This window comes from Streptomyces sp. NPDC059957 (genome assembly GCF_042730015.1).
In the GTDB taxonomy this organism is placed as follows: domain Bacteria; phylum Actinomycetota; class Actinomycetes; order Streptomycetales; family Streptomycetaceae; genus Streptomyces.
Window position 1 is genome coordinate 1 of record NZ_JBHWMB010000123.1, and the last position, 13,196, is coordinate 13,196.

The following is a 13,196-nucleotide window of genomic DNA, read 5'->3' on the forward strand; positions in this document are numbered from 1 at the left end:
CAAGCCCTACTGTGCCCACCCCGGTGAGGACCGACATGCCCCTAAGCGCCCAAACCCCGCCCCCTGTGGGCGTTCCACCCCTGAACGGGGAACCCCTCCCGCTGGAGTTCGTCAATACGGTGTTTCCCGTCAAGGGCGTGCTTATGGACGGTTTCCGGACGACGGAACACCTCGCCTGGTGGCTGCGCTCCTGTCGCGGCAGTCTGGCCACCCACCTCCCGGAGAGTGCCGTGGACGCCCTGGGCGTCGCCGACGTGCAGTGCTTCGTCATGCTCCGCGACGCCAGCCGCCGGCTGGTCGACGCCTTGGTCAACTGCCGTGAAGCAGACCCCTGGGACGTCGCCCACCTCAACCGTGCGGCCACCATGGACCGCGCCTGGCCCCTGCTGTGCTGGAACGCGGGAGAGCGCCCCGTCGCCGTCCACGTCTCCACTGCCGTGCCCTCGATCGCCGTGCAGAGTGAGATCGCCCATGCCGTGGTCCGCCTCCTGACGGGCGCCTCGGGTGTGGAGCCCAAGGCCTGTGTGGCGCCCGGTTGCGTCTTCTACTTCGACCAGGCCCGCTCGCGCCGCGAGTGGTGCTCGACGGGGTGCGGGAACCGGGCTCGGGCCGCCCGGCACTACGCGCGGCGCCACCCCCACCGGGACTGCTGACAGGTCTGGGCCCCTTCTGGGGCCCCACCCATGTGTAACGCCTCGTTGCCATCACGCCCGTGAGGACCTAGTGGCAATGGGATGAATTCGGAGCAGCGATCCGTGGACCCATCGGGTTTTTCGATTCCTGGCATCTGCGAACCCCCCGTTGTGAGGGTGGCGCACCGCCATACGTTCATGGCGAGAACGCACCGCCGTGGCGACATCGAGTCGAAAGTGTCACCAGGGCCTCCACAGACAGGGAACAGCTGATGCTCCGCTCCGTACGTCCGGGCAAGAAGACCGTTCTGAAGGCCGCCGTGGCCGCCGTGGCACTTGCGGGCATCGTGCCCATGGTCCCCGCCAACGCCGCCGCCACCGAAGCCGAGGAGGCGGCCGGCCCCAGCGCGGCGGCCACCGCCACCTGGCAGGGCTCGAACGACCACGTCCTGTTCTGGAACAACGCGATCCTGGACATCTTCCGCCAGGTCGGAGGCACGCCCGGCCCGCTGACCCGCGGCGGGGCGATGATGGACCTGGCCGTCTACGACGCGGTCAACTCCATCCACACCATCGGCAAGCCGTACGCCGTCAAGGACGGCACGGCGGCCGGCGCGTACAGCTCGCTCAACGCGGCGATCGACTACGCCGCGTACACCGCCCTGCGGAACGCCTTCCCCGGCTACCCCGTGGCCAGCCTCGACGCCAAGCTCCAGCAGGCTCGGGCGCTGCCGGAGTACGCCTCCGCCGCCGCGAAGGAGCGGGGCCGCAAGCTCGGCGTCAAGACCGCCGAGGCGATCATCGCCAAGCGCGTGGGCGACGGCTCCACCGACACCACCCCGTACGTCACGATCGACGCCCCCGGCCACTGGCGGCCGGCCACCGGCAGGCCCGCCGGCGCTCCCAACTGGGGCAAGGTCAAGCCCTTCGCCCTGGCCTCCGGCTCGCAGTTCCGCCCGGGCCCGATAGGAGGGTTCACCAACCCGACCGACCTCCTGCAGAGCCCCGAGTACGCGGCGCAGGTCAACGAGATCAAGCGGATCGGCGGCAGGGACTCGACCGAGCGGACCGCCGACCAGACGCAGCTCGCGCACTACTGGGCGAACGACGTGGACGGCACCTACAAGCCGGTCGGCCAGCAGTACGACCACACCGCGGTGATCTTCCGCAAGTACCGGCCGAACGGCACCTCCCTGGAGAGCGCCAAGCTGTTCGCCCTGACCTCGGCGGCCCTGGCCGACGCGGCGATCTCCATCTGGGACTCGAAGTACAGCACCGACTGGGACGTGTGGCGCCCCGCCGACGCCATCAACCGCGCCGACCTGGTCCCGAACGCGAACATCGTCGCCGACCCGAACTGGAAGCCGGAGGAGAAGGACCTGGCGGGCAACAGCTTCTCCCCCAACTTCCCGACCTACGTCTCCGGGCACTCCGGTGTGGGCGCCGCGTGGGCGGGCATCCTCCGCAACTACTTCGGCCGTGACGACCTGGCCTTCACCGCCGGCACCGACGACCCGTACGCGGTGGGCGTCACCCGTACCTTCCCGAGCCTGAGCGCCGCGGCGAAGGAGAAGGCCGAGAGCCGCAAGTTCATCGGCGTCCACTTCGAGTGGGACAACGCCGCCGCGCTGGACCTCGGCTACAAGGTCTCCGACCAGGTGTACGCCAACATCCTCAACTAGTCACCGCAGCACGTCGCCGGCCGGCCGTGCGGGACGCCTCAGGTGAGGCGTTCCGCGCCCGCGGCGGCCGGCGGCGCGGGCGCTGCCGCGCCGGTGCCCGCCGCGCTGTCGGCGCAGCCCGCGCCGACGGCACTGCCCGCGCGGCGGCTGTGCCGGGCCACCCGCACCCGGTTGCCGCAGCCCACCGTGCACCACTCGCGGCGGGCGTGGCCCTTCACGAAGTACAGGATGCAGCCGGGCGCGGGGCAGGCCCGCAGCAGACCGGCCCGCTCGCCGGTCAGGAGGTCGACGGCGCCCGCCGCGACCTCGCCCAGAGCCACCAGCAGAGGATCCGCCTCCGGCCACCGGGTGGCGACCGCGAAGGAGGGGCCGGGCGCGAGTTCCCGCCGCGGGGCGGCCGAGCGGACCGCCGCGTTCACCACCTCGCAGTCGGCGGGGCCGGGCGCCCGGTCCTCGACCCGGGCGGCGGCCAGCTCGCGCAGGGCGCGCCGCAGCTCGAGGAAGCGGTCGAGGTGGCCCTGCCGGGCCCGCCCGTCAGGCCCGGCCACCGCGAGCGCCCCCGCCAGCGTGGGGCTGAACCGGGGCCGGTGCTCGTCGAGCCACAGGTCCAGCTCCTCGGGCGTGGTGAGCGCATCCACCAGGAAGCCCCGTACACCGCCCTTGATGAACGTCGTGTTCACCAGGTCGAGGGGCAACGGCTCGCCCGCCAGCGGGGGGCGGTCCGCCACCGACCGGCCCCGCTCGTGTTCCTGATCCCGCTTCGTCCCGTCGCCCATGAGTCCATCCTGCCGCTTCGCCGGAGCCCACCAGCGAGCTAATGTGTGGGTTCCATTTCAATCCATTAGCTAACCTTCGCGGAAGGGACGCCATGTCCGACACCCCCGTAACCGAGGCTCCGGCTCCCCGGAGCCTGGCCGCCGCGCTGGCGGGCAAGGCCCCGGCACGCGCCGCGGGGGCCGCGATCTCCGTCGCGACCCTGGCCGGCGTGGCCGCCCTGCTCCTGCTGGTCGCCATCGGCTACGCGCTCGACCAGGCCGTGCTCGTCCCGCCGCTCGCCGCGAGCGCCGCACTCGTCTTCGCGGCCCCGGCACTCCCGCTGGCCCAGCCCCGCAGCGTCATCGGCGGCCAGCTGATCTCCGCCGTCGTCGGCTTCGTCGTCCTCGCCGTCGCCGGGAGCTCCCTGTGGAGCGCCGCCGTCGCAGGCGGCCTCGCCATCGGCGCGATGGCCCTGGCCCGGACCCCGCACTCACCCGCCGCCGCGACCTCGGTCATCGTCGTCCTCACGCAGCCGGCGACCGCCACCTTCCTGCTCCTGCTGCTGCTAGCGACGCTGGTCCTGGTCGGTGTCGGGATCCTGGCGGGCCGCAGCGGCAAGACCCCCCACTACCCCACGTACTGGTGGTAGGCGATCTTCGATGACCAGCCGATACGCGCAGCTCCTCTTCACCCCGCCCGTGCAACGGCACCAGGCGGAGCACGGCAGTCGCGCCAGTTACGCGAACATGGCCCGCGGACCCCGGGAAGCGGACCGGCTCAGCGAGCACGAGGTGGCGTTCGCCGCCACCAGGACCAGTTTCTACCTGGCCAGTACGGGCTCCACGGGCTGGCCGTACGTCCAGCACCGGGGCGGGCCGCCGGGCTTCCTGCGGGCCTTCGACGACCGCACGCTCGGCTTCGCGGACTACCGGGGCAACAAGCAGTACATCACCACCGGAAACCTGGACACCGACGACCGGGTGTCCTTGATCCTCATGGACTACCCGGCCAGGGCGCGCCTGAAGATCCTGGGCAGGGCCCGCACGGTGGGGGCGGACCAGTGGCCGGCCCCCGAGGAACACCGGGCCGTCGTCGAGCGCGTCGTCCTCATCGAGGTCGAGGCGTACGACTGGAACTGTCCCCAGCACATCGAACCCCGGTACACCGTGGCGGAGCTGGAGGAGCAACTCGCCCCGATCCGCGTGCGCATGGCCGAGCTGGAACGGGAGAACGCACTGCTCAGAGGGGAAACCGCGCCCGATCGGGTGGCGGGCTGACGCGCTCATGAGCACGCACACGCACCCGGCCGACGCCCCGCTCCCGGCCCCGGCCCTCCCCTCTCATCCGGGGATGGCGCGGGCCTTCCCGGAAGGCCGGATGTCCCTCGGCCTGATCGCGCCCCTGGAGTCCTTCACCGGTGACGTCCCCGTCATGGCGGGCCACTTGGAGCTGGCCCGCGGCGCGGAGGACGCCGGATTCGCCTCACTGTGGGTACGGGACGTCCCCTTCCTCGTCCCCGGCGAGGGGGACGGCGGCCAGCTGTTCGACCCGTGGGTGTACCTGGGTACCCTCGCGGCCGTCACCCGCCGAATCACCCTCGGCACCGCCAGTACGGTGCTGCCGCTGCGCCACCCCGCCCACGTCGCCAAGGCCGCGGCGTCGGTGGACCGGCTGTCGGCGGGCCGGATGCTGCTGGGCCTGGCCTGCGGTGACCGTCCGGGCGAGGTTCCGGCCTTCGGCGCGGGCGATACGGACCTGGGGGCCCGGCTGCGGGACGGCTGGGACTACGTACGCCACGTCACCGGCCCGTCCTCGGCGGGCTTCGTGTCGCCGCTCGGCGAAGTGGCCCCCGGCATCGACCTCTTGCCGAAGCCGCCGTACGGACGGCTGCCCATGCTGATGACGGGGCGGGGCCGCCAGACACCGGAGTGGACCGCGCAGCACGCCGACGGCTGGCTGTACACGGCGCTCGACCCAGAGCGCCAAAGGGCCAACACCGCCCGCTGGCGGCGGCTGACCGGAGAGAGCGGCAGCGGCCGCTTCAAGCCGTACGCCCAGGCGGGCTACGTGGTCCTGCACGAGAACCCGCGGTCCGCTCCGCGCCCGCTGGTCCAGGGCTGGTCCATGGGGCGCGAACCCCTGCTCGAACTGTTCAAGACGTACGAAGCGGCCGGAGTCAACCAGCTGATGATCAACCTCCGTCACAACACGCGGCCGGCGGCCGAGGTCATGGCGGAGATCGCTGAATGGCTGCTGCCGCACTTCCCCCCGGGCCCGGACCGATAGGCAGCCGCATGGGGTCCGCCGATCACAGAAACCGAGGAACCCCTTGAGAGCTTCGCCGAGAACCGCCGTCCACAACGCCGTCAACAACGCCGTGAACAACGCCGTGCGATGCCCGGCCGGGACGCTGCGCCGCCCGTGGAGCTGGCTGCCGGGCCTCGTCTCCCGCTACCGGTGCCGCGAGACGGCCGCACTCCGGGTGAGCGTGGGCCTGCTGTACCTGTGGTTCGGCGTGCTGAAGTTCCTGCCCGGGGTGAGCCCGGCGCAGGACATCGCCACCCGCGCGATGGGCGTCATGACCTTCGACTCCGTCCCGGCGGACGTCTCCCAGCCGCTGCTGGCGGTCATGGAGGTCATGATCGGCCTGGGGCTGGTGACGGGCCGGCTGCTGCCGCTGACGCTCGGGGTCTTCTTCGTTCACATGGCGGGCGTCTTCGCGACGCTGGCGATCCTGCCGGGAGAGGTGTGGAAGCACCCCTTCGTCCCGTCGATGGAGGGGCAGTACATCCTCAAGAACCTGGTCCTGGTGGCGGCGTGCATGTCGGTGGCGACGGCGAGGTTCCGCGGTACCGAGTCCCGCAGCGAGCCCGCCCGGTAGCCGAGCCCGCCCGGTAGCCGGGGTGGCATGCCCGTGGGCCACACCGCCGAAGCCGACGAGTGGGCCGGCGTGGCCCGGGACGGTCTCGGGGGCTGGCGCGTCGCGGGCTCAGCGGTCCCAGTCGGCCGCCGTCTTCAGGAGGCGGTCGTTCGCGGCCGGGGTGCCGATCGTGATGCGGACGCCCTCTTCGGCGAAGGGGCGGACCATGAGGCCGGCCGCCTCGCAGGCGTCCGCGAAGTAGGCGGTGCGGGAGCCGAGGCGCAGCCAGACGAAGTTGGCGTGGCTGTCGGGGACTTCGTAGCCCTCCGCGCGCAGGCCCGCGCTGACGCGGTCGCGTTCCGCCACCAGGTCGGCCACGCGTTCGCGGAGTTCCTCCGTGGCGCGCAGGGAGGCCAGGGCGGCGGCCTGGGCGGGGCCGCTGACGCCGAGCGGTACGGAGCAGGCGCGCAGGGCGGCCGTCACGCGCGGGTGGGCCACCGCGTACCCGACGCGGAGCGCGGCCAGTCCGTAGGCCTTGGAGAAGGTGCGCAGGACGGCGACGTTGGGGCGGTCCCGGTAGAGGTCGATGCCGTCCGGGATGTCCTCGGTGGGGTCGACGAACTCGCGGTAGGCCTCGTCCATGACGACCAGGACGTGCGGGGGCACGCGGTCCAGGAAGCGTTCCAGCTCGGCGCGGCGCACGGCGGTGCCGGTGGGGTTGTTCGGGTTGCAGACGAAGATCAGGCGGGTGCGGTCGGTGACCGCGTCGGCCAGTGCGTCCAGGTCGTGCGTCTCTTCGCGCAGCGGGACCTGGACGGAGGTGGCCCCGGCGGCCCAGGCCAGCAGCGGGTAGGCCTCGAACGAGCGCCAGGCGAAGACGACCTCGTCGCCGGGGCCCGCGGCGGCGGCGACCAGGTGCTGGGTGATGCCGACCGAGCCGGTGCCCAGTACGAGGTGGTCGGCGGGGACGCCGAGGCGACCGGAGAGCTCCGCGATGAGCTCGGCCGCGGTGGGGTCGGGGTAGCGGTTGAGACGGCCCAGCCAGGTCTCGACCGCGGCGATCACGGAGGGGAGCGGCGGGTACGGGTTCTCGTTCGAGGAGAGCTTGTCGACGAACTCGTCGCGGGCCGCGCGGCCCGGCACGTAGGCGGGCAGCGTCGAGACGTCGGCGCGGAGCCGGGGGAAGGTCGTATACGGATCGTCGGCAGCGGGCACGGCGCAATCCTTAAGTGGGGAGGCCTTGGACGGGGAGGGCGCCGGACGGGGAGGGCGCCGGGCGGGGAGGGTGCCGGGCAGGGCGTACAACACCGTCCGGCCGCGCCGACGGGGGAGGCGGCACGGCCGGACGGTGACCGGGGAGACGGGTGAGGCGGGACGGCGCGGGGCTGCGGGGGTTCAGCCGCGCGCCGGCGCCGGCGGGTTGTAGGGCGAGGGACCGTTGAACGCCCAGCGCAGCCGGGTCGCCCCGTCGATCTGCACCACACGCTCGATGTCGAACTCGCACATCCGCAGGGCTCCGGGCACGTCCGCCCGGTCCCCCTCGGCCCAGTTGATCCGAGCCTTGCCCGTGAGTTGCAGGGTGTGGCCGGACTCCCAGTCCAGGAAGAGCAGTCCGCAGTTCTCGTTGAGCTGCAGATTGCCCAGGGTCATGTAGAAGGAGTTGCCGAAGTAGTCGGGCCATACGAGCCTGCGCGGTCCCGCCACCGTGACGAAACCGGGGTCGCCGCCCCGGTGCGAGGAGTCCGCGCCGTAGCCGTCGGCCTGGCTGGCGATGAAGAAGGTGTCCGCCCCGGTGATCCACTTCTCCTGCTCGGGCGTGAGCGCGTCACCGTCCCGGGTCTCCCGGGGCGCCGAGGCGGGCCCGTCCGCGACCGGGACCCGTACCTGGAGGTACTTGGGGCAGTTGCCCAGCACCTGCTCGGTGCGGATGTGCAGCGACTCCCCTTCGCGCCGCGCCACGCCGTTGATCCGGATCCGGGTCGTCGTGTGCGGTTCGAGGGCGAGCAGCCCGATGTCGGCCGTCTCCGCGAAGGCTTCGGAGAGCGGGTCGCCGGGCACGGGCAGGCGGGACAGCGTGATCGTGCGCCGGCTCGTGGGCAGGGCGAAGCCGGGGTCGCCCGTGACCAGGGAGGACCACATGGCGCCCGTGGCGTCGGCGCCGCCCAGGAAGAGCATCCGCTGGCGCATCAGGTACTGGTCGAAGCCGGGCTGGATCACGTCGTCGAACATCGGCGAGCCCCAGCCGGGACCGCCTTCGCCGGCCTGCTTCTGGACGGCCTGTTCGCCCTCGTGATGGGGGGTCTTGATCACAGGAATCGGGAACCTCCGGTCGGGACGGGCGCCGGGGCCGACGGGGTCACCGTCAGCGGGCGCCCGTCTGCGGGGCGCCCGTCCACGGGGCGTCGGTCAGCATCCGTCGGTCAGCGGGCGCCGATCAGCAGGGCGGTGTCCACGACACGGTTGGAGAAGCCCCACTCGTTGTCGTACCAGCCGACGATCTTGACCTGGCGGCCGTCGCCGATCACCTTGGTCAGGCCCGAGTCGAAGATGCACGACGCGGGGTCGGTGACGATGTCGCTGGAGACGATCGGCTCGTCGGTGTAGGTCAGGATGCCCGCGAGAGCCCCCTCGGCGGCCTTCGCGAAGATCTCGTTGACCTCCTCGACCGTCGTCGCCCGGCCCACCCGCACGGTGAGGTCGGTGGCCGAGCCCGTCGGGATCGGCACGCGCAGCGCGTACCCGTCGAGCTTGCCCTTGAGCTGCGGCAGGACCAGGCCGATGGCCTTGGCGGCGCCGGTGGTGGTCGGCACGGTGTTCGTCGCCGCCGAGCGGGCGCGGCGAAGGTCGGTGTGCGGCCCGTCCTGGAGGTTCTGGTCCGAGGTGTAGGCGTGGACCGTGGTCATCAGGCCGTGCTCGATGCCGAGCGCGTCGTCGAGGACCTTGGCCAGCGGGGCCAGGCAGTTGGTCGTGCACGAGGCGTTGGAGACGATGTCGTGCACGGCCGGGTCGTAGAGGTCGTCGTTGATGCCGAAGGCGATCGTCAGGTCCTCGTTCTTCGAGGGCGCGCTGATGATGACCTTGCGGGCACCGGCCTCGAGGTGGGCGCGGGCCTTGTGCGCGTCGGTGAAGACACCGGTGGACTCGATGACCACGTCCACCTCCAGCTCGCCCCACGGCAGCTTGGCGGGGTCGCGCTCGGCGGTCACGCGTATGGTGCGCCCGTCGATGACCAGGTTGCCCTCGACCGCGCGGACGTCGTGGCCGAGCTTGCCGAGCGTGCTGTCGTACTTGAGCAGATGGGCCAGCGTCGTGCCGTCGGTGAGGTCGTTGACGGCGACCACCTCCAGGCCGGTGCCCCGCTGAAGGGCGGCGCGGAAGAAGCTGCGGCCGATGCGGCCGAATCCGTTGATGCCGACCTTGATCGTCACGTGATACCCCTCGTTCGGAAACTACATCCATGACCGCACGTGAAGCCGCGTTGTCCGGCCAGTCCTCGCCCTCAACTGTACCGGTGGACCTGTCGACTGGCTTGCGTAAATGCGCCTGTTCATGGCCTGTTTACGCATGAAAGCCAAGGTGAGGCCCTGTTGATTGGAACATCTGATGCCGCTCGAGTACGTGCATGCAGGTATGTTTCTATGGGCTTGCTTGTCACGATGACACGACGCTTCCAGGAGCGAGGAGAACGATGGACATGCTGCCCCTCCGCGTGCCGAGCGCATTCGTGCCGGACCGCAGTCCAGCGCTCGCCGCGCCCGCCCCCTGCACCGCGCGGGTCATCCGCACACACGGCGAGTCCGTGTACGGGACCACCGTCCGCCGCGACTACGGCGACGTCACCATCTCCCTCGTCACCGGGGAGGCCCACGAGGCCATACGCCCCGGCCGCTACATCCGGCCCGACCCCTCCGAGTCCCTGCGGGTGTTCCGGGCGCTGGCCGGCGAGATCCACGTCCACCAGGACGGCCGCCGGGGCCAGGCGAGCGGCCCGCAGATCATCTGCTGCGACACCAGCCGCCCGTACCGCCTCGTGCTGCCCCGGCCCTTCCACCTGGTCGAAGTGCAGCTCCCGCACCGGCACCTCGGCATGTCCGCCGGTGACACCGCGAAGCTCACCGCCACCGGCTGGTGCGGACGGATGGGCGCGGGCGCGCTGCTCTCCCAGCTCCTCGCCGGACTCCACGACCACGGCACCGAGATCCACTCCGCCGTCGACCGGGTCGGCGCCACCGTGGCGGGTCTGACCGCGGCCGTCCTCGCCGACCGGCTGCGCAACGTGGCCGCCGAGGACGAGGTGGCCCGGCACGACCTCATGCTGGCCATCCAGTCGTACATCCGCGCACGGCTCTCCGACCCCGAGCTCACCCCGCAGGCGATCGCCGAGCACCACAACGTCTCGCTGCGCTACCTCCAGCGGATCTTCCAGGAGCAGGGGACCAGCCCCGCCCGGTGGATCCGCGACGAGCGCCTCGCCCGCTGCCGGTCCGAGCTGCGCGACCCGCGGCTCGAGCACCTGCCCGTCGGGGTGATCGGCGAACGGTCAGGCCTCTACCAGGCCTCGCACTTCAGCCGGCTCTTCCGCGACCGGTACGGCCTCACCCCGCGCGGCTACCGGACCATGCGCGAAGCCGTGCCCACGTAGGGGACGGGACCGACGGGCACCGGCGAGCACCGCCGACCGACGAGCACCGAGTACCGCCGAGCACCGACGACCGACGCGCACTGACATCCGAGGAGGATGACGGATTTGACCGGCACGAGCTTCGAATTCCCCGGTGAGTACTACGAGATCCTGCGGAAGGACTTCCGCAACCTCGACGCCGAGACGGAGTTCCTCGCGTCCCTGCTCCCCGACTCGGGCAACGTACTCGACCTGGGCTGCGGCACCGGCTCCAACCTCCGCGCCCTGCGCGAGCGCGGCCACCGCGGCACCGGCGTCGACCAGAGCGCCGCGTTCCTGGAGTACGCCCGGGCCGCCGGCGGCGAGGGCATCTCCTACGTGGAGGCCCGTGCCGAGGAGTACCGCACCGACGAGCGCTACGACCTCGTGTACAGCCTCTTCATGACGCTGAACTACCTGGATCGGGACCGGCTCCCGGCCGTCCTGCGCTCCGTCCGCGAGCTGCTGGCCCCCGGCGGGCGCGTCGTCCTCGAGTTCGGCCACCTGCTGAACTTCGTCGAGTCCTTCCAGGCCAACAGCTTCGACCACCACCGCGGGGACGGGGTGCTCATCACCCGCCTCGCCCGCCAGTTCATCAACCCGCACGCCGCGAACTGGCGCAACGAGGAGACCCTGCTGGTCCGCACCGGGGACGGCACGGTCACCATGTACGACAACTTCTTCGACCAGGCCGTCCTGACCGGGCCCGAGGTGCGCGGACTGCTGGCCGCGGCGGGACTGACCATCACGGCCGAGTACGGCGGCTTCCGCAAGGAGCCCGCGCCCTTCCACGGCCGGGGCCCGCTCGTCATCGTGGCCACCGCGACCCCTGCCGACACCGCAGGCGACACCGCGTCCGACACCGCGTCCGACACCGCGTCCGACACCGCTCAGCAAGAGGAGAACCAGGCATGACCGGCACCGGCATATCGCTGCTCGACGGCGGGCCCGCCCCCGAAACCGGCGTCGCGCACCTCGGTGCCGCCCTCGTCCGCGCCGTCGGCGAGAGCGACGGCCGCGGGGTGACGTACATCCGCGCCGACGGCACCGAGGTCCACCAGAGCTACGCCGAGCTGCTCGAAGACGCCTCGCGGGTGCTGGCCGGCCTGCGCGCCTCCGGCGCCGCGATCGGCGAGAAGATCATCCTGCAGTCCGCCGACGACGCCGACCTCCTCGCCGGTTTCTGGGGCTGCGTCCTCGGCGGCTTCCTGCCCCTTCCCGTCAGCGCCGACGCGGTCAACGGCCCCGGCCTGCTGGAGCGCGTCTGGGCCGGCTACGGCCGCCCCCGCGTCCTGACCGGCACCGGCCAGGAGCTCGCGCCCGCCGTCACCGCCGACGCCGGCTGGACCGCCGCCCACCTGGGCGACGTGGCGGGCCTGCGCACCGCCCACGAGCCGGACCTCGCCTGGCACGAGCCCGACGCCGTGGACCCGGCCGTCCTGCTCCTCACCTCCGGCAGCACCGGCGTGCCCAAGGCGGTCACCCTCACGCACCGCAACATCCTCACGCGCAGCGCGGCCACCTCCCGCGTGAACAAGCTCGACGCGAACACCCGCACCTTCAACTGGATGCCGCTGGACCACATCGGCGGCCTCGTCATGTTCCACGCGCGCGACGTCTTCCTCGGCTGCGCCCAGGTCCACGCCAAGATCCAGTGGGTCCTGGAGGACCCGCTGCGCTGGCTCGACGCCGTCTCCACCCACCGGGCCGACACCACCTGGGCGCCCAACTTCGCCTTCGTGCTGGTCAACGACCAGGCCGACCGCTTCGAGGGCCGCGGCTGGGACCTCAGCCCGCTGCGCTACATCATGAACGGCGGCGAGGCCGTCCGCTCCGGCGTCGTACGCCGCTTCCTGGACCTGCTGGCCCCCTACGGCCTGCCCGCCACCGCCATGTTCCCCGGCTGGGGCATGTCCGAGACCACCGCCGGCGTGGCCGACTGCCAGTTCACCGAGGCCGCCGCCGGCGACGACCGCTACGTGCCCGTCGGCCGCCCGCAGCCCGGCACCCGCATCCGGGTCGTCGACGAGCACGGCGCGCTCGTGCCGTGGGGCGTCACCGGCCGGCTCCAGGTCACCGGTTCGACCATCACCTCCGGGTACTACGACAACCCCGTCCAGAACCGCCAGTCCTTCACGGACGACGGCTGGTTCAAGACCGGCGACCTGGCGTACGTGGAGAACGGCATCCTCACCGTCACCGGCCGCACCGACGACGTCATCCAGCTCGGGGAGATCGCGTACCACGGCCACGAGATCGAGGCCGCCGTCGAGGAACTCGACTTCATCGAGCCCTCGTACACCGTCGCCTCCCTCGTCACCGCCGAGCCCGGCGGCCCCGAGGAGCTCGCCGTCTTCTTCAGCCCGCGCACCGGCACCCTCACCGGGGAGCAGGGCGAGCGGATCCGCGAGCGGGTTCGCGAGCGGCTGGGCGTCGACGTACCGCACCTGCTGCCCGTCGACCGGTCCGAGATCCCCAAGACCGGCATCGGCAAGCTCCGCCGCGCGCAGCTCCGCAAGAGCTTCGAGGACAGCCTGGCCTCCGTCCCGGCCGGCTCCGCGGCCTGACCGTACGGGTGGTTGGGGGTGGGGGGGGGGGGGGGGGGG

The 13,196-nt window shown here is 72.0% G+C and carries 13 protein-coding genes; 9 read left to right on the forward strand and 4 right to left on the reverse strand.

Annotated features, from left to right (window positions below):
* Positions 1 to 35 precede the first annotated feature (35 nt).
* Together ACFWBW_RS39900 and ACFWBW_RS39905 are read left to right on the forward strand one after the other, a co-directional pair.
* Positions 36 to 653, forward strand: coding sequence for a CGNR zinc finger domain-containing protein (locus ACFWBW_RS39900; protein ID WP_385384191.1), 618 nt, complete (start codon positions 36 to 38; stop codon positions 651 to 653).
* A 251-nt stretch (positions 654 to 904) separates the two neighbouring features.
* Entirely contained in the window at positions 905 to 2,314 is a 1,410-nt protein-coding gene (locus tag ACFWBW_RS39905) for a vanadium-dependent haloperoxidase (RefSeq protein ID WP_385384194.1), read from the forward strand.
* Between the two features lie 38 nt (positions 2,315 to 2,352).
* On the opposite strand, the gene ACFWBW_RS39910 is transcribed toward ACFWBW_RS39905, so the two are convergent.
* Positions 2,353 to 3,090: a CGNR zinc finger domain-containing protein gene (locus ACFWBW_RS39910; protein ID WP_385384197.1), complete on the reverse strand. Its 738-nt coding sequence runs from the start codon at positions 3,088 to 3,090 to the stop codon at positions 2,353 to 2,355.
* Positions 3,091 to 3,182: 92 nt separating this feature from the next.
* On the opposite strand from ACFWBW_RS39910, the gene ACFWBW_RS39915 reads away from it, so the two are divergent.
* The 4 genes from ACFWBW_RS39915 to ACFWBW_RS39930 are packed head-to-tail and all read left to right on the forward strand — an operon-like array spanning position 3,183 to position 5,951.
* Complete coding sequence (locus tag ACFWBW_RS39915; protein WP_385384200.1) at positions 3,183 to 3,719, forward strand: HPP family protein; 537 nt, start codon at positions 3,183 to 3,185, stop codon at positions 3,717 to 3,719.
* A 10-nt stretch (positions 3,720 to 3,729) separates the two neighbouring features.
* A complete protein-coding gene (locus ACFWBW_RS39920) occupies positions 3,730 to 4,347 on the forward strand; it encodes a pyridoxamine 5'-phosphate oxidase family protein (protein WP_385384203.1) in 618 nt (205 codons plus the stop codon).
* Between the two features lie 7 nt (positions 4,348 to 4,354).
* Positions 4,355 to 5,356: a TIGR03571 family LLM class oxidoreductase gene (locus tag ACFWBW_RS39925; RefSeq protein ID WP_385384206.1), complete on the forward strand. Its 1,002-nt coding sequence runs from the start codon at positions 4,355 to 4,357 to the stop codon at positions 5,354 to 5,356.
* A gap of 43 nt (positions 5,357 to 5,399) precedes the next feature.
* Positions 5,400 to 5,951 carry a DoxX family protein gene (locus tag ACFWBW_RS39930; RefSeq protein ID WP_385384209.1) on the forward strand — a complete coding sequence of 184 codons (552 nt, stop codon included), beginning with the start codon at positions 5,400 to 5,402 and terminating at the stop codon, positions 5,949 to 5,951.
* A gap of 108 nt (positions 5,952 to 6,059) precedes the next feature.
* Here ACFWBW_RS39930 and hisC read toward each other — a convergent pair whose 3' ends face one another.
* From hisC to gap, 3 genes are all read right to left on the reverse strand, one after another.
* The gene (hisC, locus tag ACFWBW_RS39935) at positions 6,060 to 7,145 is read right to left on the reverse strand and encodes a histidinol-phosphate transaminase (RefSeq protein ID WP_385384212.1); all 1,086 of its coding nucleotides are present in this window, start codon (positions 7,143 to 7,145) and stop codon (positions 6,060 to 6,062) included.
* A gap of 180 nt (positions 7,146 to 7,325) precedes the next feature.
* Positions 7,326 to 8,240 (reverse strand): pyridoxamine 5'-phosphate oxidase family protein, encoded by a 915-nt coding sequence (locus ACFWBW_RS39940; protein WP_385384215.1) that lies wholly within the window; start codon positions 8,238 to 8,240, stop codon positions 7,326 to 7,328.
* Between the two features lie 110 nt (positions 8,241 to 8,350).
* Positions 8,351 to 9,358 carry a type I glyceraldehyde-3-phosphate dehydrogenase gene (gap, locus tag ACFWBW_RS39945; protein WP_385384218.1) on the reverse strand — a complete coding sequence of 336 codons (1,008 nt, stop codon included), beginning with the start codon at positions 9,356 to 9,358 and terminating at the stop codon, positions 8,351 to 8,353.
* A 260-nt stretch (positions 9,359 to 9,618) separates the two neighbouring features.
* On the opposite strand from gap, the gene ACFWBW_RS39950 reads away from it, so the two are divergent.
* The 3 genes from ACFWBW_RS39950 to ACFWBW_RS39960 all read left to right on the forward strand — a co-directional run bounded on the left by ACFWBW_RS39950 (position 9,619) and on the right by ACFWBW_RS39960 (position 13,157).
* Positions 9,619 to 10,572: a helix-turn-helix domain-containing protein gene (locus ACFWBW_RS39950; protein ID WP_385384221.1), complete on the forward strand. Its 954-nt coding sequence runs from the start codon at positions 9,619 to 9,621 to the stop codon at positions 10,570 to 10,572.
* 96 nt (positions 10,573 to 10,668) lie between these two features.
* Positions 10,669 to 11,505, forward strand: coding sequence for a class I SAM-dependent methyltransferase (locus tag ACFWBW_RS39955; protein ID WP_385384224.1), 837 nt, complete (start codon positions 10,669 to 10,671; stop codon positions 11,503 to 11,505).
* The gene (locus ACFWBW_RS39960; protein WP_385384227.1) at positions 11,502 to 13,157 is read left to right on the forward strand and encodes an AMP-binding protein; all 1,656 of its coding nucleotides are present in this window, start codon (positions 11,502 to 11,504) and stop codon (positions 13,155 to 13,157) included. The genes ACFWBW_RS39955 and ACFWBW_RS39960 overlap by 4 nt, the downstream gene beginning before the upstream one ends.
* The last annotated feature ends 39 nt before the right edge of the window (positions 13,158 to 13,196 follow it).